The sequence below is a fragment of the Streptomyces pseudogriseolus genome (assembly GCA_002154585.1).
Lineage (GTDB): Bacteria > Actinomycetota > Actinomycetes > Streptomycetales > Streptomycetaceae > Streptomyces > Streptomyces pseudogriseolus.
This window is the reverse complement of sequence record MUNG01000158.1, coordinates 17020-38399: the sequence shown is the minus strand read 5'-3', so window position 1 is coordinate 38399 and position 21380 is coordinate 17020. Positions and strand designations below refer to the sequence as shown.

16 protein-coding genes are annotated in these 21380 nt (G+C 73.5%); 14 read left to right on the top strand and 2 right to left on the bottom strand.

The features are described 5' to 3' along the window. Both glgB and CCN29_RS15775 read left to right on the top strand, forming a co-directional pair. Window positions 1–995 (top strand): 1,4-alpha-glucan branching enzyme (gene glgB / locus CCN29_RS15780; protein WP_107481704.1); only part of this gene is annotated, 995 nt, incomplete at its 5' end. Between the two features lie 131 nt (window positions 996–1126). Further along, complete coding sequence (locus CCN29_RS15775) at window positions 1127–2215, top strand: glutamate--cysteine ligase 2 (RefSeq protein WP_006133690.1); 1089 nt, start codon at window positions 1127–1129, stop codon at window positions 2213–2215. Window positions 2216–2388: 173 nt separating this feature from the next. On the opposite strand, the gene CCN29_RS15770 is transcribed toward CCN29_RS15775, so the two are convergent. Further along, window positions 2389–2625 carry a DUF6480 family protein gene (locus tag CCN29_RS15770; RefSeq protein WP_006133691.1) on the bottom strand — a complete coding sequence of 79 codons (237 nt, stop codon included), beginning with the start codon at window positions 2623–2625 and terminating at the stop codon, window positions 2389–2391. A gap of 128 nt (window positions 2626–2753) precedes the next feature. Between CCN29_RS15770 and CCN29_RS15765 the strand changes: the two genes are divergently transcribed. Together CCN29_RS15765 and CCN29_RS15760 are read left to right on the top strand one after the other, a co-directional pair. Next, a complete protein-coding gene (locus CCN29_RS15765; RefSeq protein ID WP_031016820.1) occupies window positions 2754–4655 on the top strand; it encodes an AMP-dependent synthetase/ligase in 1902 nt (633 codons plus the stop codon). Between the two features lie 145 nt (window positions 4656–4800). Continuing rightward, window positions 4801–5235, top strand: a complete 435-nt coding sequence (locus CCN29_RS15760) for an ATP-binding protein (protein WP_006133693.1) — start codon at window positions 4801–4803, stop codon at window positions 5233–5235. A 44-nt stretch (window positions 5236–5279) separates the two neighbouring features. Here the strand turns inward: CCN29_RS15760 and CCN29_RS15755 are convergent, their stop codons facing one another. After that, window positions 5280–5651, bottom strand: coding sequence for a hypothetical protein (locus CCN29_RS15755; RefSeq protein WP_006133695.1), 372 nt, complete (start codon window positions 5649–5651; stop codon window positions 5280–5282). Between the two features lie 351 nt (window positions 5652–6002). Between CCN29_RS15755 and CCN29_RS15750 the strand changes: the two genes are divergently transcribed. The 10 genes from CCN29_RS15750 (at window position 6003) to CCN29_RS15705 (ending at window position 21344) form a co-directional block, all read left to right on the top strand. After that, a complete protein-coding gene (locus CCN29_RS15750) occupies window positions 6003–10007 on the top strand; it encodes a hybrid sensor histidine kinase/response regulator (RefSeq protein WP_006133696.1) in 4005 nt (1334 codons plus the stop codon). Continuing rightward, a complete protein-coding gene (locus CCN29_RS15745) occupies window positions 10004–12424 on the top strand; it encodes a SpoIIE family protein phosphatase (protein ID WP_086682555.1) in 2421 nt (806 codons plus the stop codon). The genes CCN29_RS15750 and CCN29_RS15745 overlap by 4 nt, the downstream gene beginning before the upstream one ends. Window positions 12425–12526: 102 nt before the next feature. Then, window positions 12527–12919 carry an STAS domain-containing protein gene (locus CCN29_RS15740; protein ID WP_031061141.1) on the top strand — a complete coding sequence of 131 codons (393 nt, stop codon included), beginning with the start codon at window positions 12527–12529 and terminating at the stop codon, window positions 12917–12919. A gap of 68 nt (window positions 12920–12987) precedes the next feature. Next, entirely contained in the window at window positions 12988–13887 is a 900-nt protein-coding gene (locus CCN29_RS15735; RefSeq protein WP_006133699.1) for an STAS domain-containing protein, read from the top strand. Then, window positions 13884–14297: an STAS domain-containing protein gene (locus tag CCN29_RS15730; RefSeq protein WP_006133700.1), complete on the top strand. Its 414-nt coding sequence runs from the start codon at window positions 13884–13886 to the stop codon at window positions 14295–14297. Before CCN29_RS15735 ends, CCN29_RS15730 begins: the two co-directional genes overlap by 4 nt. After that, window positions 14297–14740 (top strand): anti-sigma regulatory factor, encoded by a 444-nt coding sequence (locus CCN29_RS15725; protein WP_006133701.1) that lies wholly within the window; start codon window positions 14297–14299, stop codon window positions 14738–14740. The genes CCN29_RS15730 and CCN29_RS15725 overlap by 1 nt, the downstream gene beginning before the upstream one ends. Further along, window positions 14740–15807, top strand: a complete 1068-nt coding sequence (locus CCN29_RS15720) for a SpoIIE family protein phosphatase (protein WP_006133702.1) — start codon at window positions 14740–14742, stop codon at window positions 15805–15807. The genes CCN29_RS15725 and CCN29_RS15720 overlap by 1 nt, the downstream gene beginning before the upstream one ends. Beyond that, window positions 15804–17534, top strand: a complete 1731-nt coding sequence (locus CCN29_RS15715) for a PP2C family protein-serine/threonine phosphatase (RefSeq protein ID WP_086682552.1) — start codon at window positions 15804–15806, stop codon at window positions 17532–17534. The genes CCN29_RS15720 and CCN29_RS15715 overlap by 4 nt, the downstream gene beginning before the upstream one ends. 143 nt (window positions 17535–17677) lie before the next feature. Further along, window positions 17678–19051, top strand: a complete 1374-nt coding sequence (locus CCN29_RS15710; protein ID WP_086682549.1) for an NAD(P)/FAD-dependent oxidoreductase — start codon at window positions 17678–17680, stop codon at window positions 19049–19051. Between the two features lie 61 nt (window positions 19052–19112). Then, window positions 19113–21344: an FUSC family protein gene (locus CCN29_RS15705; protein ID WP_086682546.1), complete on the top strand. Its 2232-nt coding sequence runs from the start codon at window positions 19113–19115 to the stop codon at window positions 21342–21344. Window positions 21345–21380 lie beyond the last annotated feature (36 nt).

Sequence of the window (21380 nt, the reverse complement as noted above, 5' to 3'; positions counted from 1 at the left end):
AGGAGTTCCACATCGACGGGCTGCGGGTGGACGCGGTCGCCTCCATGCTCTACCTCGACTACTCGCGTGAGGACGGCGGCTGGGAGCCCAACGCGTACGGCGGCCGGGAGGACCTGGCGGCGATGGCGTTCCTCCAGGAGATGAACGCCACCGTGTACCGGCGCTGCCCGGGCGTGGTGACCATCGCCGAGGAGTCCACGGCGTGGGGCGGGGTGACCCGGCCCACCGACACCGGCGGGCTCGGGTTCGGGCTGAAGTGGAACATGGGCTGGATGCACGACTCGCTGGAGTACGCCGCGCACGAGCCGGTGCACCGCAAGTACCACCACCACGAGATGACCTTCGCGATGGTGTACGCGTACAGCGAGAACTACGTGCTGCCGATCTCGCACGACGAGGTGGTGCACGGCAAGCAGGCACTGGTGTCGAAGATGCCCGGCGACTGGTGGCAGCGGCGGGCGAACGTCCGTGCCTACCTCGGCTTCATGTGGGCCCACCCCGGCAAGCAACTCCTCTTCATGGGGCAGGAGTTCGCGCAGGGCGCGGAGTGGTCCGAGAAGGCCGGGCCCGAGTGGTGGCTGCTGGACGAGGGCTACCACTCGGCGGGCGACCACCGCGGGGTGCAGGACCTGGTGCGCGACCTCAACGCGCACTACCGGAGGCTGCCGTCGCTGTGGCAGCGCGACACCGACCCGTCCGGCTTCCGCTGGGTGGCGGTGGACGCCGCCGACGACAACGTCTTCGCGTTCCTGCGCCACGACGCGGAGGGCCGGCCGCTGCTCGCGGTGTCGAACTTCTCGCCCGTGGTCCGGCACGACTACCGGCTCGCCGTCGGCGACGACGTGGTCGCCTGGGAGGAGATCCTCAACACCGACGCCGCCCGCTACGGCGGTGGCGGCGTCGGGAACCCTGACCCGGTCAAGCCGGAGGACGGGCGCGTCCGGCTCACCCTTCCCCCGCTCGCGACCGTCTGGCTGGCGCCCACGCCGCTGTGAGGCCGCGTCCCGGTGCCCGGCAGCCCCCGGCCGTACGACGACAGGTGTCCCGCGCCCCGCGCGGGGCATGCGGGTCGTACGGCCGAGGGCTGCTCGGCGTCGACGCGGCAGGCAGAAGGGCGAGGCATCAGGTGCGCACCGTGGGAGTGGAGGAGGAACTCCTCCTGGTCGATCCGGAGACAGGCGAACCGCGGGCGATGTCCGCGGCGGTGCTCGCCCGTGCCGAGCGGGAGGACTCCGGGCAGGACGTCTTCGAGAAGGAACTGCACGAGCAGATGGTGGAGTTCGCCACCCATCCGCAGTCGTCCATGGAGCGCCTGCTCGCGGAGATAGCCCGCTGCCGCAAGGAGGCCGCGGGCCACGCCGAGGAGATCGGCTGCACGGTCGCCGCGCTCGCCACCTCGCCGCTGCCGGTCAGCCCGGCGGTCGGCATGAACGAGCGGTACCGGTGGATGGAGGAGCAGTACGGCATCGCCACCCGTGAGCAGCTCGTCCTGGGCTGCCATGTGCACGTGTCGGTGGAGTCCGACGAGGAGGGCGTGGCCGTCCTCGACCGGCTGCGGCCGTGGCTGTCGGTGCTGACCGCGCTGAGCGCGAACTCCCCGTTCTGGCAGGGCAAGGACTCGGGGTACGCCAGCTACCGCAGCCGGGTGTGGCAGCGGTGGCCGTCGGCGGGGCCGACCGAGCTGTTCGGGTCGCCGGAGCGGTACCACCGGCGGGTCGCGGACATGGTGGCGACCGGCGTGATCCTCGACGAGGGGATGATCTACTTCGACGCCCGGCTGTCCCAGCGGTACCCGACGGTGGAGGTACGGGTCTCGGACGTCGCGCTGCACGCGGAGACGGCGGGGCTGGTGGCCACGCTGACGCGGGCGCTGGTGGAGACGGCGGCGCGGGAGTGGCGGGAGGGCCGGGAGCCGCTCGACCCGGGCGTGTCCCTGCTGCGGCTGGCCGCCTGGCAGGCGGCCCGCTCCGGCCTCACCGGCGAGCTGCTGCACCCGGAGACGATGCGGAGGATGCCCGCCGAGGCGGTCGTCCGCGCGCTCCTCGACCACACGGCGGACGCCCTCGCCGACCACGGCGACCTGGACCGCGCCCGCGAGGGCTGCGAGCGGCTGCTGCGCGACGGCAACGGGGCGATGATCCAGCGCGCCCTCCTGGACCGCACGGACAGCCTGCGCGACGTGGTCACGGAGTGCGTCCGGCATACGCAGGCGTGAGCGCCCCGTGAGGGCTACGGGGGCTTCGCCCCCGGACCCCCGTTCGCGCAGTTCCCCGCGCCCCTGTAGGCGCATTCCGCCCAGCGCCCCGAAGGGGCGCGGAACTGCGCGATCAGCCCCCACCCGCCCGCACGGGCCTTGCGCAGGTGCCGGTGGCCGGTGCTGGCGCCTCGTCAGAGGAGCAGGATGATCGCGTAGACCAGGAAGAACGCCGCTATGAAGGCGACCAGGAGCAGGATCGCGGTCAGGGGGCCCTTGGCCCAGCCCTTGGCCGGGTTGTGGGACAGCTCGTAGGGGCCCGCCTCGGGCATGCTGCTCTCCGCGGGCGGGGTCTCGCCCGGGGGGACGCCGCCACCCGCCTCGAGGCCCGTGGTGCGGTCCGGATCGGGATCGGGATTGACGTAGCTCATGGCAGCCGGGTCCCCCGAAAGCGGCCAGTTCATCAGTGCGGACACACTTGACGTGATCCCGGCCCAGGGGTCCCCCGGCTGGACTACATTCATGCACCGCCACCCCCCGTCACCGTAGGGAGCAGTGCATGCGCGACCTCGCTCTCGCTCCGCCGTCCGCCTCGCCCCTGACCTGCGGCCTCGCCGACAGTCTGTTCGCGAGGGCGGCCGAGAGCCCGACCATGCCGGTGCTGGCCCGCCGCACCGTCCCCGGGTCCGCCACCTGGGAGGAGGTCAGCGCCGTCGAGTTCCGCGACGAGGTGGTCGATCTCGCCAAGGGACTGATCGCGTCCGGGACAGCGCCGGGCAACCGCGTCGCGATCATGGCGCGGACGCGTTACGAGTGGACCGTGCTGTGCCACGCGCTGTGGACGGTGGGCGCCGAGGTCGTGCCGATCTACCCCACCTCCTCGCGGGAGCAGGTCGAGTGGATCCTGCGCGACTCCGGCTGTGTGGCCGTGCTGGTCGAGGACGAGCAGAGCGTGATGACCGTGGGCTCGGTGTGCGCGCAGCTGCCCCGGCTGCGGCACGTGTGGCAGCTCGACGCGGGCGCGCTGGACCAGCTGGTCGCGCGCGGCGAGGCCATCCCGGCGGCCACGGTCGACTCGATGCGGCGGATCGTGCTGCCGGACTCCACGGCCGTGGTGGCGTACACCTCCGGCACCTCGGGGCACGCGATGGGCTGTGCCCTCAGCCACCGCGGGCTGGCGTTCATCTGCGACACGCTGCTGGCGGGCTGGGGCCATGTCGCGGCGCCGCCCGGCGAGCAGGGCTCCGTGCTGGCGTTCCTGCCGTTCTCGCACGTGTACGGACTGATGATCCAGAGCCTGTGCATCCGCGGCGGCCTGCTGATGGGGCACGAGCCGGACCTCGGCGCGGACGCGCTGTCGACGTCGCTGCGCTCCTTCCGCCCCACCTATCTGTACGCGGTGCCGTCGCTGCTGGAGAAGATCTACAAGAACTTCCTGCGCGCCTCGCAGCTGTCGGGGCGCGGGGCGCTGTTCGAGCGGGCCGCCGAGACCGCGCGGCACTTCGCGGCGGCGACGGAGCGGCAGCGGCTCGGGCGCGGCTCGGGACCCGGCTTCGACCTGCGGATGCAGCACGCCCTGTACGAGCGGACCGTCTACCGCAGGCTGCGGGCGACGCTCGGCGGCCGGGTGCTGCGGGCCACCTCGGGCGGCTCGCCGCTCTCCCGCGACCTGTCCCTCTTCTACGAGGGCATCGGCATCTACGTGCACGACGGCTACGGCCTCACCGAGACCAGCGGCGGCGTGACGATGCAGCCGTACGGCCGGGAGAAGTCGGGGACCGTCGGGCAGCCGCTGCCGGGCACCGCGGTCAAGGTGGCCGAGGACGGGGAGATCCTGGTGCGCGGCCCTTCGGTGTTCCAGGGGTACCTCGGCGACCCGGCCGCGACGCGGGCGGCCCTGCGGGACGGCTGGCTGGCCACCGGGGACCTGGGCCGGCTGGACGGCGAGGGCTATCTCACGATCACCGGCCGCAAGAAGGACATCATCATCACCAGCAGCGGCAAGAGCGTGGCGCCCGCCGCGCTGGAGCAGCGGCTGCGCATGCACCCGCTCGTCCACCAGGCGGTGGTGGTGGGCGACAACCGGCCGTGCGTGGGCGCCCTGATCACGCTGGACCCGGACTTCCTCGCGGACTGGCGGGCGGCGCTGTCGCTCCAGGGCGACGCCCCGGCCCGCGAGGCGCGTGAGGAGAACGCGCTGCGGGAGGAGATCGGGCGGGCAGTCGCCGCGGCGAACAGCAGCGTGTCCCCTTCGGAGTCGATCCGGGTGTTCCGGGTGCTGCCGGAGCCGTTCGACGTGTCCAACGGGCTGCTGACGCCGTCGATGAAGCTGCGGCGGGACGAGATCGTGCGCCGCTACGCGCTGGAGATCGACGCCATGTACCAGTCCCGCACCCGCCCGGCGCGCCCCCCGGCGCCGGACGACGCCTCGGTGTGGGACGAGGACAACGTGTTCCGCTGATCATGCGCGCGACGGGTGCGGGGTTTGTCACCCCGTACGGTCGGGCAGGCGGGCGCGTAGGCTCCGCCCGCACGGGAACCCACAGATCGGGGAAGGCAACAGCAGCGACGACCGCCCCGGCGCGGGCCGGGGCCTGGAAGGCGACATGGCACCCGAGTCGCGTAGGGACAGGACACTGGCCGGCGAGGAGATCACGAGCCGCATCGCCAGCTTCCCGGGGGAGCTGCACGATGTGACGGACGCACGTCTGGTCGCGGAGGAATTCCTCTTCGACCTGGCCCGCGCGTCGGCGCCGTCGGCGCCGGAGCACTGGGACGACATACTTCTGGTGGTCACGGAACTGGCCGCCAACGCGGTGCAGTACGCCCCCGGGCCGTTCGAGCTGCGGCTGCGCCGCACGTTCGACGGGGTGCACGTCGTGATGCACGACACCAGCGTCACCGAGCCGGCCCCGCGCCCGTTCCATCCGCACAGCGGCGGGGGCGGCATCGGGTGGCATCTGATCCACACGCTCTGCGACCAGGTGAGCGTCGTGACCCACGACGACGGCAAGGACATCCATGTCTTCCTGCCGTGGTGAGGGCGGGGCGGGCGCGCCCCGCCCTCATCCGGCGGGCCCCGCCCTCATCCGGCGGGCCGCTCCTCGCGGGGCAGCTCGCTGTAGTAGTGGCCGACGGCGGTCAGATAGACGCGGTCCATGGTCTCGCTGTCGGTGCGGAAGCGCGGCGCGGCCTTCAGCTCGGCCCTGGTGCAGGACACCGTCAGCTTCCGCTCGGCGGTGTCCACGGAGGTGATCACCCCGACGGGCACCAGGAGGCTGCGGCCGAAGACCCACACGCCGGTGTCCACGACGAGATGCGGCATGCCGTGGTGAACGGCCTGGCGGTCGACGTGGCCGGCGGTGCCGTCGCGCGCGACGACGGTGAACCCCGTGAGGTCCGCCCCGCGGACGTGCTCCAGGGCCGGCGTGTACGACCAGATGCTGTCGGTGGGCACTGCTTCCGGCCTCCCCGTAGAACGACTGCTCCCCATCAACTGCTCCCCCTGCCTTGCCGGGGGGCCGGACTTGCCCCCTCCACCCGAGCAGATACCCCTCGGACGGGCACACATTCGAACGGCGGCCGTCGAAAGCGGCCAACCTGGCGGCGGCGCGGTGAAACCGCATCAGGTACCCCGCATGCGCCGGAACATGCCTGCCGGGAACAGTGATTCTCCACCGGTCCCGAAAGCCACGGTCTGCTTTGTCGCGCACCCGCTAGGTGCGTTAGATTGCGGCGTATTTCTCGCCGCGCGCCTCCGCCTGATCTGCGGAAATGCGCTTTGAATGGGGCCGGAACGAGGGTGCGCATGACCAGCAGAAGCACCGAGGGGACCGACACGGTGCCGGGGGACAAGGAGCTGAGGCAGCTCCTCGCGGGGCTGACGGCCGTACGGGACGGGGACTTCGGCACCCGGCTGCCCGGTGACGCCGACGGGCTCATGGGGGACATCGCCAAGGTCTTCAACGGGATGGTGGACCAGCTGTCGCTGTTCACCTCCGAGGTGACGCGTGTCGCCCGCGAGGTGGGCACGGAGGGGACGCTGGGCGGTCAGGCGCAGGTGCCGGGGGTCTCGGGCACCTGGGCGGACCTCACCGACTCCGTGAACGCCATGGCGGGCAACCTCACGGCGCAGGTCCGCAACGTCGCCCAGGTGACGACGGCGGTGGCGAAGGGCGACCTGTCGCAGAAGATCACCGTCGACGCCCGCGGCGAGATCCTCGAACTCAAGAACACCATCAACACGATGGTCGACCAGCTCTCCGCCTTCGCCGACGAGGTCACCCGCGTCGCCCGCGAGGTCGGCACCGAAGGACGCCTCGGCGGACAGGCGGACGTGCAGGGGGTCAAGGGCACCTGGCGCGACCTGACCGACTCGGTGAACTTCATGGCCGGCAACCTCACCGGCCAGGTGCGCAACATCGCGCTGGTGGCGACGGCGGTGGCGAAGGGCGACCTGTCGCAGAAGATCACCGTCGACGCCCGCGGCGAGATCCTCGAACTCAAGAACACCATCAACACGATGGTCGACCAGCTCTCCGCCTTCGCCGACGAGGTCACCCGCGTCGCCCGCGAGGTCGGCACCGAGGGCCGCCTCGGCGGACAGGCCCAGGTGCGGGGGGTGTCGGGCACCTGGAAGGACCTCACCGACAACGTCAACGTGATGGCGTCCAACCTGACCGGGCAGGTGCGCTCCATCGCCCAGGTCGCCTCCGCGGTGGGCCGGGGCGACCTGTCGCAGCGGATCCGGGTGGAGGCGGCCGGCGAGGTCGCGGCGCTCGCGGACGTCATCAACACGATGGTGGACACGCTGTCCGCGTTCGCCGACGAGGTCACCCGCGTCGCGCGCGAGGTCGGCACCGAGGGCCGGCTCGGCGGGCAGGCGCACGTGCCCGGTGTGGCCGGCACCTGGAAGGACCTCACCGACAACGTCAACTCCATGGCCAACAACCTCACCGGCCAGGTGCGCAACATCGCGCTGGTGACGACCGCCGTGGCCCTGGGCGACCTGTCGAAGAAGATCGACGTCGACGCGCGCGGGGAGATCCTTGAGCTGAAGACGACCATCAACACGATGGTCGACCAGCTCTCCGCGTTCGCCCAGGAGGTCACCCGCGTCGCCCGCGAGGTCGGCACCGAGGGCCGGCTCGGCGGGCAGGCGGAGGTCGAGGGCGTCTCCGGCACCTGGAAGCGGCTCACCGAGAACGTCAACGAGCTGGCCGGGAACCTCACCCGGCAGGTCCGCGCGATCGCCGAGGTGACCAGCGCGGTCGCCGAGGGCGACCTGACCCGTTCGGTGAACGTGGAGGCGTCCGGCGAGGTCGCCGAGCTCAAGGACAACATCAACGCGATGGTGGAGTCCCTGCGCGAGACCACCCGGGCCAACCAGGAGCAGGACTGGCTCAAGACCAACCTGGCCCGGGTGTCCGGGCTGATGCAGGGTCACCGCGACCTGCCCGTGGTCGCCGAGCTGATCATGGACGAGCTGGTCCCGCTGGTGTCCGCCCAGTACGGCGCCTTCTACCTCGCCGACGACGGCGAGGACGGCCCCGAGCTGCGTCTCGTCGGCTCCTACGGCTACCCCGACGACGACGAGCGGCCGACGCGCATCCCCTTCGGCAAGACGCTCGTCGGGCAGGCCGCGCGCAGCCGGCGCACCATCCTCGTGGACCAGCTGCCGCCCGACTACGTGACCATCTCCTCCGGACTCGGCCAGGTGGTGCCGACCGCCCTGGTGCTGCTGCCGATCGTGGTCGAGGGCCAGGTGCTCGGCGTGATCGAGCTGGCGTCGGTGACGCCGTTCACCCAGATCCACCAGGACTTCCTGGCGCAGCTGATGGAGACCATCGGCGTCAACGTCAACACCATCGTGGCGAACGCCCGCACCGACGAGCTGCTGGTGGAGTCGCAGCGGCTCACCGCCGAACTCCAGGAGCGGTCCGCGGAGTTGCAGACCCAGCAGGAGGAACTCCAGCGGTCCAACGCCGAGCTGGAGGACAAGGCGGCGCTGCTGGCCGCGCAGAACCGGGACATCGAGGCGAAGAACCTCCAGATCGAGCAGGCCCGGCAGGAACTCGAGGCGCGGGCGCAGCAGTTGTCGCTCGCCTCGAAGTACAAGTCGGAGTTCCTGGCGAACATGAGCCACGAGCTGCGCACCCCGCTGAACAGCCTGCTGATCCTGGCCCAGCTGCTCGCCCAGAACCCCTCGCGCAACCTCTCCCCCAAGCAGGTGGAGTACGCGCAGATCATCCACTCGGCGGGCTCGGACCTGCTCCAGCTGATCAACGACATCCTCGACCTGTCGAAGGTCGAGGCGGGGAAGATGGACGTCAGCCCCGAACGGGTGGAGCTGCGCCGCCTCGTCGAGTACGTCGAGGTCACCTTCCGGCCGATGACCATGCAGAAGAGCCTGGACTTCACGGTCACCACCTCGCCGGGCGCGCCCGCGGACCTGCTCACCGACGACTCGCGGCTGCGCCAGGTGCTGCGCAACCTGCTGTCCAACGCGGTGAAGTTCACCGAGCGGGGCCAGGTGGAGCTGCGGATCGAGCCGGCCCCGGACGACGAGGTGCCCGCGGAGGTGCTGCGGGGCGGTCCCGTGGTCGCGTTCCGGGTGCGGGACACCGGTGTGGGCATCCAGGAACAGCACCTGGAATCCATCTTCGGCGCCTTCCAGCAGGCCGACGGCACCACCAGCCGCAAGTACGGCGGTACCGGCCTGGGTCTGTCCATCACCCGGGAGATCGCGCACCTGCTGGGCGGCGCGGTCACCGTGGACAGCGTCGCGGGCCAGGGCTCGACGTTCACGCTGTTCCTGCCGGTGGCCCGGCCCGACTTCGAGCAGCAGTTGCGGCCCGCGCCGGCCGTGGAGAGCGAGCCGGCCGGGGAGGAGCTGCCGGAGGCCGCGTCCCCCCGGACGCCCGCGATCGAGGCGGCGCCCGCCCAGCCGGGGCGGCGTCCGCGCCGGCTGCTGGTGGTGGAGGAGCGGCCCCGGGGGCTGCTCACCCTGGTCGCGGAGAGCGTGGTGCAGGACGTCGCGCACACGGGCGGCGGTTCCCGTCCGTCGGTCGACATCATCACCGCCGTCGGCGCGCAGGAGGCGGCCGGCGCGCTGGCCGCCGACCCCTGCCACTGCGTGGTGCTGGAGCTGGGCATGGCGGAGGCGGAGGTGGCCCGGTTCCTGGAGGCGCTGCGCGGGGACTCCGCCTTGGCGAGCGTGCCCGTGCTGGTGCACAGCGGGCACCGCGCCGACGCCGAGGTGGAGGCGAGCCTGCGCGACCGCGCCTCGGGCACGGCGCTGGAGTTCCTGTCCAGCCTGGACGAGCTGCGGGAGCGGATCGCGCTGCACCTGTCGGCGGAGGAGCCCGGCGACGTGCTGTCGCTGGTGCGCCCGGACGAGGGGCAGCGGTCCACCCCGGAGGCCGTGGTGGACGGCTCGTTCGCGGGCCGGACCGTGCTGGTCGTCGACGACGACGCGCGCAACCTCTTCGCGCTCAGCGGCATCCTGGAGCTGCACGGCTTCCGGGTGCTGCACGCCGAGGACGGCCGCAAGGGCATCCAGAGACTGGTGGACAACCCGGAGGTGGCACTGGTCCTGATGGACGTGATGATGCCCGAACTGGACGGGTACGCCGCCACGGCCGAGATCCGGTCGATGCCGCAGTACGCGGACCTGCCGATCATCGCGGTGACCGCGAAGGCGATGCCCGGGGACCGGGAGAAGAGCCTCGCGTCGGGCGCCAGCGACTACGTCACCAAGCCGGTCGACAGCCATGAGCTGATCGCCTGCGTGCGCCGCTGGCTGCCGGCATGAGCGTCCAGGAGCACCCGGGCGAGCGCGCGCCCGAGGAGAGGGAGCTGGAGCTGCGGCCGGCCGCGGCGGGTCCGGCCGGGGTGGCCTCCGACTCGCCCGTGGGCCGGCTGGCGGCGACGGTGGACCGGCTGAGCCGTGAGGTGCGCGCCGCGCAGGCGGAGGCCGAGGGGCGGGCGCTGATCGAGCTGGCCAAGGGCATCCTGGTGGAGCGCCTCGGCTGCGGTCCGGCGCAGGCGGCGCGGCAGCTCGCCGAGCTGACCGAGCAGGCCGGGACGACCCAGCTGGAGTTCGCCGTCGAGGTGATCAACCAGGCCGCCCGGGACCGGATGTCCGAGGTGACGCACGCCTTCCTGACCGCCACCCGGGCGGCCGGCGAGGCGGAGGGCGACCCGGCGGCCGTACGGCTGCGGGCGGCTGAGAGCGGGGCGCTCGCCGCCGACGACACCCAGGCGGTGGCCGAGTCGCTGCTGGAGCAGGCGCTGCGCCCGCTGGGCGCGGTGGCCGTGGCGATCTGGGCGGCGGGCGCCGACGGGTCGCTGACCCTGGCCGGCAGCGCCGGCTTCTCCCCCGCCGAGGCGGCGCGCTGGTACTACGTGCCGCCGGACGTGGCGACGGTCGCGCGGTGCGGTCTGGCCGAGCGCGAGGGACTGTGGATCGAGTCGCTGGCCGAGCGGGGGCTGCCCAGTGTGGGCCGGCACCATCACCCGGACGGCGGCCGGGCGGCCGTGCCCGCCGGCACCGGCGGGCGGGTGTACGGCATGCTGGAGATCGTCTGGCCCGTGCCGCTGCCCCCGCAGCCGCCGCAGATCGTGCGGCAGGTGGAGGCCCTGGCGGAGCTGTGCGCGCACACCCTGGAGACGTACACGGCGCCCGACGGCCCCGCCGGGCCGCCGCGGGTGCTGCCGGACGCGGCCGAGCTGATGGACCTGGCCGACGGGCTGTACGACCCTGCCCTGGTGCTCGTGCCGCACCTGGACGCGTCCGGGAACCTGCTCGACTTCCGCATCCAGCACGTCAACAGCCGCTTCCTGGACCCGGCGGGCCGGCCGCGCGGCATGGTCAGCGGGGCCCTGCTCCTGGAGGCGTACCCGATGGCCGCCGGGCAGAGCGAGCTGTTCCAGCGGATCGAGCGGGTGTACGCCACGGGTGAGCCGTTCCGCGCCCGGCGCATGCATCTGACCGCGCTGGTGGACCAGGTGCCGCTGTCGGCGGTCGCGGACATCAGCGTCAGCCGGCACGGCGCGGGGATCCTGTTCATCTGGCGGATCGAGGACGAGACGGCGCGGCTGGCGAGCCTGCTGCAACACGCCCAGCGGCTCGGCCGGATCGGCGGGTTCGAGGAGAACCTGCTGACCGGTGAGATCACCTGGAACGACCAGCTGTTCGACCTGTACGGGCGTCCGGAGACCAGTCCCCCGGTGCCGCTGGAGGACCTCCCGGCGCACGCGCACCCGGACGACGCGGTCGCCATCGGCCGTTTCCTGCGCACGCTGCTGCACCACCGGCGCCCGGCCTCCGCCGCGTTCCGGCTGCAGCGGCCCGACGGGGTGACCCGGCACATCCGGGTGGTCGCCGAGCCGGTGCTGGACACCGACGGGCGGCTGCTCACCGTGCGGGGCGCCTACCAGGACATCTCGGCGCAGCACTGGACCGAGGTGGCGCTGGCGGCGACCCGCGACCAGCTCGCGCACACCGAGCAGCAGGCCAGCGAGCGGGACCGGCTGGCGCTTCAGCTCCAGCGGGCGATCATGCCGCCCGCGCAGGGCCCGCTGCAGATGCCCGGCCTGGACGTGGCCGTGCGCTACCGGCCCGCCGAGGCGGAGCAGCTGGTCGGCGGCGACTGGTACGACGCGGTGGTGCTGCCGTCCCGTCTGGTGCTGCTGTGCGTGGGCGACGTCGCCGGTCACGGCATCGAGGCGGCGACCAGCATGGTCGTGCTGCGCAACGCGCTGCGCGGGCTCGCCGTCACCGGCGCGGGGCCGGGGCAGCTGCTGTCGTGGCTGAACATGGTGACGCACCATCTGACCGGCGGGGTCACGGCGACCGCCGTGTGCGGTCTGTACGACCCGGACACCCGCACCCTGCGGTGGGCGCGGGCGGGCCATCTGCCGCCGGTGCTGGTGCGCGGCTCCGACGCGGCTCCGCTGCCCCCGGTGCGCGGTCTGCTGCTGGGCGCCGTCCCCGAGGCGCGCTACGAGGAGGGGGAGGTGCAGCTCGCCGCGGAGGACAACCTGCTGATGTACACGGACGGACTGATCGAGCGCCGGGACCGCTCGGTGGAGGAGTCGCTGACGCATCTGCTCACCACCGCGGCGACGGTGCCGGGCACGCTCGACCAGCGGCTCGACCGGCTGCTCACGTACAGCAGGTCGGACACCGACGACGACACGTGCATCGTGGGCATCAGGGTGGGATAGGTCACCCGGACGGCCGATCGTGCGGACGCAGGCATGAGAAGGCGATTGGGGGGTACGCGCGGCTGCGCGACACAGGACTTGATCACCTTGTTGGAGGTACTCGTGCCCATTGCCCAGGACCCGTTGTCCGTCGAGGTGACACTTCCTCGTGAGGACGTGGCCCTCGTCACCGTCGAGGGCTACTTGGACGTCGACACGGCGACCGAGTTCCAGCACCACCTGGCGAACCAGCTGCACCACGGGCGCCGGCACTTCCTGCTGGACCTGTCGGCGGTCCCGTTCATGGACTCCTCCGGCATGAACATCATCCTGCGCGTCTACCAGGAGGCGCGGGAGCTGCCGGGGAGCGTGCACATCATCTCCCCCACCCCCGCGGTGCGCCGGATCCTCGATCTGACGGGCGTCAGCATCACCGTGCCCGTGTCGGAGAGCGTCGACGAGGCGCTGGAGCGCGTCGACCGGCCCCAGGCGGCCCCGGACGGGCCCGAGGCCTGAGCGGAACCGCCCCGCCCGGCCCCGTCCTGGGTCGGGCGCTTTGTGACGACCAGGAGGAGAGCAGACAGGTGCCGGAGCACGAAGCGGACGCCACCCACCTCAGCCCCGCCCGGGAGGTCGGGGACTTCCTGCGGCGGCGACGGGAGCAGATCGCCCAGCGCTGGGCCGACGAGCCCCTGTTCCGTACGGTGTTCACCGTCTCGCGCGACGAGGCCGTGGACGCGGGCCGGACGATCGTGGACGCGCTGGCCCAGGTGGCCGACGCGCAGCGGATAGAGGACCCGGACGCCGCGGGGTTCACCGGGGTGAGGGAGCAGCTGGCCCGGATGGGCGCGGCCCGCTCCCGCGCGGGACTGTCCACCACCCAGGTCTCCAGCGAGCTGGCCGCGCTGCTGCCGCCGGTGGAGAACCTCCTGGTGGCCGATCTGCAGCAGGAGGACCCCGAGCGGCGGCGGGAGTGCGCGACCGCGCTGAGCGTGCTGATGGGCACGCTGCGGCTGGTCACCATGCAGACCGCGCTGAGCGAGAACCAGGCCCTGATCGACCGGCAGCGGCTCCAGCTCCTCGAGGTGGCGACACCGGTGATCAAGCTCTGGGACGGGATCGTGGCGGTCCCGCTGATCGGGACGCTGGACAGCGCCCGCAGCCAGGTGGTGATGGAGACGCTGCTGAACGCGGTGGTCGACCAGCACGCCCGGTTCGCGATCCTCGACATCACCGGAGTGCCAACGGTCGACTCGCTGGTCGCGCAGCACTTGATGAAGACGGTCGCCGCCGCCCGGCTGATGGGCGCCGAGTGCGTCGTCTCCGGCATCCGTCCGGCGATCGCGCAGACCATCGTCCACCTCGGCCTCGACCTCGGCACGGTCAAGACCCGCGCGAGCCTCGCCGACGCGCTCGGGTACTGCCTGCACGAGCTGGGCGCGGACATCGTGACGGCCCCGGCCGAGGGCGCGGTCCGGCGGTGAGCGAGCACTTCGCCCGCCCGGCCGCGGGCCATGTGCCGGTGCTGCGGCTCGGGGACGTGCTGCTGGTCACCCTCCAGGGGGACCTGCACGACGGCATGGCGTCCCAGCTCCAGCAGGACCTGGCCGAGACGATCGCCGCGAGCCGGGTCACCGGGGTGGTGATCGACATCTCCGGGGTGGAGATCGTCGACTCCTTCCTGGGCCGGGTGCTGGCCGAGACCGCGGCGCAGACCGAGCTGCTGGCCGCGCGGACCGTGGTGGCGGGCATGCGGCCGGCGGTCGCCATCACGCTGGTGGAGCTGGGCCTGACGTTCCCGGAGCTGCGGACGGCGCTGAACACCGAGGCGGCGCTGGAACTGCTGGCGCAGCCGATCGTTCCGCGCCGGCCCGGCGGCGAGGGGAGACCGTGATGGACATGGCCGCGGACGTCGACGCGCGGCTGCCCATCCGGTCGGACCTGGACCTCGCGTGGGTGCGGCAGCACGTGCGGCAGGCCGCGACCCGGGTCGGCTTCGGTCTGGTGGACCAGACGAAGCTGGTGACGGCCGCGAGCGAGCTGGCCCGCAACACGCTGGTGCACGGCGGGGGCGGCGTGCTGGAGACGACACGCGTCACCGCCGCCGACGGCACGGCCGGGCTGCGGCTGACCTTTTCCGACCAGGGCCCCGGGATCCCGGATCTGGAGCGGGCCCTCAGCGACGGCTACACCTCCGGTGACGGACTGGGCATGGGGCTGGGCGGGTCGCGGCGTCTGGTGCACGACTTCGAGGTGGACAGCACCCCGGGGTCGGGCACCGTCGTACGGGTCACCTCCTGGGTGTCCCGCCCGGTCGGGCCGCGCGGGGGCCGGTGATGCCGCGCGTGTGGCACGTGCCGGTGCACGACGCGACCCGGGTGCGCGACGTGCGGGTGGCGGCGGAGGACGCCGCGGCCCGGGCCTGTCTTGACGAGCAGCGCCGGGCGGCGTGCGCGCTGGTGGCCACCGAGCTGGCGACCAACCTGCTCCGGCACGCGACGGCGGGCGAGGTGGTCGTCGACGTCGTCGATCCCGCCGTGCTGCCCGAAGGGCGGCCGGCGCGGGCCGTGCAGATCACCGCCCTGGACCACGGGCCCGGCATCGCCGACGTGGCCGGCGCGTTCGAGGACGGCTTCAGCACCGGCGGTTCGCTCGGGGCGGGGCTGGGGACGTGCCGGCGGATCGCCGACGCGTTCGGCCTGCACAGCGTGCCCGGCCGCGGCACCGTCGCGGTGGCCCGGATCGGGCCCGTCACGGCCGCTCCGGTCCCCGAGGAGGGCCCGGTGCGGTCGCCCGGTGTGCACGCGGGCGGCGTCAACGTGCCGTTCGCGGGCGGGGAGGTGTCCGGGGACGCCTGGTCGTGGGTGCGGTCCGGCGACCGGGTGACGCTGCTGCTGGCGGACGGTCTCGGTCACGGCGCCGAGGCAGCCCGCGCCTCCGACGCCGCCGTCGAGGAGCTGCGCCACTGCGCCCGGCTGCCGCCCGCCGAGCTGCTCCAGCGGCTGCACACCGCGCTGTCCGGGACCCGCGGGGCGGCGGTCGCCGCGGCCCAGCTCGACACCTGGACCGGGCGGCTGCGCTTCGCGGGCATCGGCAACGTGACCGCGCGGCTGCGGGACGGCGGGCGCTGGCGGACGCTGCTGTCCCGGCCCGGGATCGTCGGCGCACACCGGCCCCGCACGGTCCGCGAGGACGAGACGGTGTGGACCGGGGAGAGCCTGCTGATTCTGCACACGGACGGGCTGTCGTCCCGCTGGACGCCGCCCGCGGACACCGGCGTGCCCCCGGCCGACCCGGCCGTGACGGCCGCCGTGGCGGTCCGTGACGCGGGCAGCGCGGCGCGCCCCGTGCGGGACGACACCGCCGTGGCCGTGCTCGCCAACGTCCCGGAGGCTTCCCCATGACGCGCGCCTGGCGCATCACGACCGTCACCGACGCGGCCCGCGCCCGGATCGCCGTGGCGCGGCTCGCCGCCGCGTGCGGTGTGCCCACGGTGGCCCGGACCCGGCTGGCCACCGCCCTGAGCGGGCAGCTGCGGCAGTGCCTCACCAAGGGCGGCACGTGGCTGCTCACCCTGGAAGGCAGCGAGGACGGCGAAGGCGCGCACGGCGGGCCCGGCGAGCTGCACGTCGTGGTCGTGCCGGCCCCGGACGGCGCCGCCGGGGAGAGCACCCCGTGGACGACGGCCGTGCCCTGCCCCGAGCCGGGCCGGCTGTCCGGCCCGTGTCCGGTGCCGGAGGACGCGGCCGCGCTGTCCGAGGGGCTGCTCGGCGCCGACGAGGACACCTCGGTGGTGCTGGACGAGCTGGCCGAGCAGGAGGGTCTGGTCGCCTTCCACCGGGAGGAGCTGCACCAGACCAACCAGGGCGTCCTGGCGCTGCACGCCGAGCTGGACGCGGCGGGCAGGGCGCAGCGGGAGGCGTTCGCGGCGGAGCGCCGGGCACGCACCGAGGCGGAGAACGCGCGGCGGCGGCTGACGTTCCTCGCGGACGCCAGCGCGGCGCTGACCGCCTCGCTGAACCACGACGAGATCCTGCGCCGGCTGCCGGAGCTGCTGGTGCCGCGGTACGCCGACGGTGTCGACGTCTGGCTGTTCGACCCCGAGGACGGCCGGCCGCTGCCCGCCGCGCACCCGGGCGCGGCGGTGCAGGCGGCGCGCACCGGGCGCCCGCAGTACGCCGCCGACCATCCCGGCAACCTGCCCGGCGTGGAGGACCGGCCGCCATCGGCGCTGGCCCCTGACCGGCCGCTGCTGTGTGTGCCGCTGCTGACGCCGCGCCGGGCGCCGCTGGGCGTGCTGACGCTGTCGCCGCAGGGCGAGCGGTGGGATCCGGACGACGCGGTGATGCTGATCGAGCTCGCCCGGCGGGCCGGGATCGCCCTGGACAACGCCCGCCGCTTCGAGCACAACCGGGACATCGCGGAGACGCTGCAGCGCGCCCTGCTGACGGAGCTGCCGTCCGCCCCGGGCGTGGGGCTGGCCGCGCGCTATCTGCCGGCCACGCACGGGCTGAACATCGGCGGCGACTGGTACGACGCGTTCCTTCAGCGGGACGGCAGCCTGGTCACCGTCATCGGCGACGTGACCGGGCACGGGCTGCACGCCGCGGTGATGATGAGCCAGCTGCGCACCGCGCTGCGCGCCTACGCCGTGGACGGTGACAGCCCCGGGCGGCTGCTGACCCGGCTGCACGGCTATCTGCGCCATCTCCAGCCGGACCTGTTCGCGACGGCCGTCATCGCCCGTTTCCACCCGGACGACCGCACCCTCACCTGGGCCGCGGCGGGCCATCCGCCGCCGGTGCTGAGGCTGCCGGACGGCGGGATCCGCACGCTGGACGCCAAGCCGGGCGCGATGCTGGGCATCCCGCTGAGCCAGGACATCGCCGACCACACCGAGCGGCTGGCGCCCGGCTCGACGCTGGCCCTCTACACCGACGGCCTGGTGGAGCGGCGCTCCCGGGGCATCGACCCGGGCATCGAGCGCCTCGGCACGGCGCTCGCCTCGTTCGACCGGGCGGAGCTGGACGCGGACCTCGAGGACGCGGCGGACCGGGTCCTCCAGCCCCTGCTGAGCGACTCCGAGCGCGACGACGACGTGTGCCTGCTGCTCTGTCACCTGCGCGGCTGAGTCCCCCGGCGGGGCCGGTGCGGTCCCCCGCGCCGACGATTCCCGGTGCGGTCCCGGGCCGGGGCGGGCATCGTGGAGCTGAACACGGGCACGCGTCTTAGGCATCGACGTTCGAGGCGGACCGCCTGAAGCCGCACGAAGGGATGGACACCGTGACACGACCCAGGATCCTCGTGGTGGGCGCCGGATTCGCCGGTGTGGAGTGCGTGCGGCGGCTGGAGCGCAGGCTCACTCCGGGCGAGGCGGAGCTGATGCTGGTGACGCCGATGTCCTACCAGCTGTATCTGCCGCTGCTCCCCCAGGTCGCCTCCGGGGTGCTCACCCCCCAGTCGATCGCGATCTCCCTGCGCCGCAGCGAGAAGTACCGCACCCGGATCATCCCGGGCGGCGCGATCGGCGTGGACCTGCGGGCCAAGGTGTGCGTCATCCGGACCGTCGCCGGGGAGATCGTCGACGAGCCGTACGACTACATCGTGCTGGCGCCCGGCAGCGTCACCCGCACCTTCGACATCCCGGGCCTGACCGACCACGCCTTCGGGCTGAAGTCGCTGGCGGAGGCCGCCTACCTGCGCGACCACGTGATCTCCCAGCTGGACCTGGCCGACGCCTGCACCGACCCGGCGGAGCGCGCCTCGCGGCTCCAGTTCGTGGTGGTCGGCGGCGGCTACGCGGGCACCGAGACCGCGGCCTGCCTCCAGCGGCTGACGCACGCCGCCGTCAAGCGCTACCCGCGGCTGGACCCGGGCCTGATCAAGTGGCATCTGATCGACATCGCGCCGAAGCTCATGCCCGAGCTGGGCGAGAAGCTGGGCCGCAGCGCGCACGAGATCCTCACCCGGCGCGGCATCGAGATCTCGCTGGGCGTGTCCATCGCCAAGGCCGGCGCCGAGGAGGTCACCTTCACCGACGGCCGGGTGGTGCCCACGCGCACACTCATCTGGACCGCCGGGGTGGTGGCCAGCCCGCTCATCGGCACGCTCGACGCGGAGACCGTACGCGGCCGGCTCGCGGTGAACGCGGACATGCGGCTGCCGGGCCACGACGGGGTGTTCGCGCTCGGCGACTCGGCCGCGGTGCCGGACCTGGCCAAGGGCGACGACGCGGTGTGCCCGCCGACCGCGCAGCACGCGCTGCGGCAGGGCCGGCACGTGGCGGAGAACGTCATCGCCGCCCTGCGGGGCCGGCCGACCCGCCCGTACGTGCACCACGACCTGGGGCTCGTGGTGGACCTCGGCGGCACCGACGCGGTGTCCAAGCCGCTCGGCTACGAACTGCACGGCCTGCCCGCCCAGGCGGTGGCCCGCGGCTACCACTGGTCCGCGCTGCGCACCGGTGTGGCCAAGACCCGCGTGATGACCAACTGGCTGCTGAACGCGGTGGCCGGCGACGACTTCGTGCGCACCGGCTTCCAGGCGCACCGGCCGGGCAACCTGCGCGACTTCGAGTACCTGGACGCCTATCTGACACCGGAGCAGGTGCGGGCGCACGTCGCGGAAGCGGGCCGGGCGGCTCGGTGACCCGGCGCACGGGGGCCGGGACGGCGGACGGAGCGGTGACGACGGGGGAGCGTGCGCGGGCGTGAAGGCGGCGGGACGCCGGCCGGGCACACGGCTGCGCGACCATCTGGCGGCGTCCGACCCCGGGCTGCTGCGGCTGACGGCGGGACTGCGCACGGTGGGGGCCATCGCGCTGACCCTGGCCGTGCTCGCCCCGGCCGGGGCGGACGTCAACCATCTGGTGGCGGGCGCGATGACGTCGATGGCCGCCACCTTCGCCATCCGGGAGCGGCGGCGCGGGGCGCAGGCGGTCACGCTGGCGCTGGGGCTGCCGGTGGCGCTGGCGTCGGTGTCGCTGGGCGCGCTGCTGAGCGAACGGGTGGTGCTGGGCGACGTCTTCTCGATCGCGCTGATCTTCTCCGCGGTGTACGGCCGCCGGTTCGGCGACCGCGGGACGACGCTGGGCCTGATCGGCTTCCAGCTGTACTTCGTGTCCCTGTTCGTGGGCGCGACGCCCGGGCAGCTGCCGGCGCTGTGGGTGGTCCTGTCGGTCGGGTTCGCGTGCAGCGCGCTGGTGCGGTTCGCCGTCGTGCCGGTGACGCCGGCCGGGCTGATGGCGCGGCTGCGGCAGGCATTCCGGGTGCGGCTGGCGCGGCTGGTGTCCGCGCACATCGCGCTGCTGGACGCGGGGCCCGACGAGGCCGACAAGGCGCTGGAGGACGTACGCGAGCGCACGGCCCGGCTGCACGAGACGGCGCTGATGATCCAGAGCCGGCTGGAGGAGGGGACCCCGGACGAGTCGGCCGCGCGGCTGGTGCAGCGGCGGGTCGCCGACGCGGAGATCGCCGCCGAGCGGCTCGGACTGCTGCTGCTGTCCGCGCGCAGCGCGCAGCGGGCGGACACCCTGACCCTGCATCTGCCGGGCGCGCCCGCCCCGGAGGTGGGGCGGCTGCCCGGTCCCGAGGAGGCGGCCGTGCTGCTCCGCCGCGATCTGCGGGCGCTGCGCGCGCTGGTGCTGCGGACCGGGACGGCGGGTGCGGGCGTGGCCCAGATGCGCAACCGGCTGCTCGGCTACCGCGACGAGGAGAACCTGCCGGCCGCCTCCGCGCCGGTACGGGACGTGTTCCGGGGCATCGGCGAGGCGGCCCGCGCGGTCATGGGGCTGCGGATCGCCCTGGACGGCCCGCAGGACGAGTCGGACGACAGTCCCGCGACGGCCAGGTCCCGGGAGGAGCTGGACGCCGAGGACGCCGCGATCGACGCCGAGGAGACGGAGGACGCCGAGGAGACCAAGGGCTTGCAGCGGCCCACCACGCGAGCCGCCGTGCAGGTGTCGGTCGGCTCGACGCTGGCCATCGTCGGCGGTGAGCTGCTGTCCACGGACCGCTGGTACTGGGCGGTGCTGACCTGCTGGATCGTCTTCATCAACACCGCGTCCACCGGGGAGATCCTGGTCAAGGGCTACCGGCGGCTGCTGGGCACGGTGTTCGGCGTGGTCGCCGGGATCCTGCTGGCCGGGCTGGTCGGCGGGCACACGCTGCTGGCGTTCGCGCTGGTTCTGGTGCTCATCTTCGCCATGTTCTACACGGCGCCGCTGTCGTACACGCTGATGTCGTTCTTCGTCACGGCGATGCTGGGGCTGCTGTACACCCTGCTGCACACCTACAGCTGGGAGGTGCTGGTGCTGCGGGTGGAGGAGACGGCGCTGGGCGCGGTGTGCGGGGTGGCCGCGGCGGCGCTGGTGCTGCCGGTGCGGACGGACCGGCGCACCAACGACCTGCTGGTGACCGTCCTGGAGCGGCTGTCGGACGTCACGGACGCGGCCGTGGCGCAGCTCAGCGGAGGACCCGCGGACGAGCTGTTGGACAAGGCGCGGGAGCTGGACCAGGCGCTGGGTGACCTGCGCTCGGCCACGAAGCCGCTGACGCACCCGGTCACCCCGTTGCGCGCGCGGCGCACCACCGCGCGGTACGTGGTGGCCCTCCTGGAGACCTGCGCGTACCACGCGCGCTCGCTGGCGGCGACGGCGGAGCTGCTGCCGACCCACCCGTCGATCGCGGCGGACCCCCGGCTGCGGGGCGCGGCGGGCCGCACGGTACGCAACATCCGCACGATCGCCGCCCGCGTCGCCGACGACGAGGTCACGGACCCCGTGGACACGGGCCCGAGCATCGCGTCCCTCCTGGCCGACGACGACGCGTCACGCTACGGCCGCATCACCGGCCGCGTCCTGCGCCATCTGGAGCGCCTGGACGAGGCGGTGGTGGGGTTGGCGCGGCCGCTGGACGTCCCGGTGAAGGCACCCGAGCCCTGAGGATCGCGCCTATGAGCTCAGGACCTGCCGTAGCGG

Bases quoted from the DNA above. Each gene is read 5' to 3' on its own strand.
- CCN29_RS15745 (WP_086682555.1), top strand. From the start codon at position 10,004: ATGAGCGTCCAGGAGCACCCGGGCGAGCGCGCGCCCGAGGAGAGGGAG.
- CCN29_RS15760 (WP_006133693.1), top strand. From the start codon at position 4,801: ATGGCACCCGAGTCGCGTAGGGACAGGACACTGGCCGGCGAGGAGATC.
- CCN29_RS15720 (WP_006133702.1), top strand. From the start codon at position 14,740: ATGCCGCGCGTGTGGCACGTGCCGGTGCACGACGCGACCCGGGTGCGC.
- CCN29_RS15710 (WP_086682549.1), top strand. From the start codon at position 17,678: ATGGACACCGTGACACGACCCAGGATCCTCGTGGTGGGCGCCGGATTC.
- CCN29_RS15770 (WP_006133691.1), bottom strand. From the start codon at position 2,625: ATGAGCTACGTCAATCCCGATCCCGATCCGGACCGCACCACGGGCCTC.
- CCN29_RS15765 (WP_031016820.1), top strand. From the start codon at position 2,754: ATGCGCGACCTCGCTCTCGCTCCGCCGTCCGCCTCGCCCCTGACCTGC.
- CCN29_RS15715 (WP_086682552.1), top strand. From the start codon at position 15,804: ATGACGCGCGCCTGGCGCATCACGACCGTCACCGACGCGGCCCGCGCC.
- CCN29_RS15750 (WP_006133696.1), top strand. From the start codon at position 6,003: ATGACCAGCAGAAGCACCGAGGGGACCGACACGGTGCCGGGGGACAAG.
- CCN29_RS15725 (WP_006133701.1), top strand. From the start codon at position 14,297: ATGGACATGGCCGCGGACGTCGACGCGCGGCTGCCCATCCGGTCGGAC.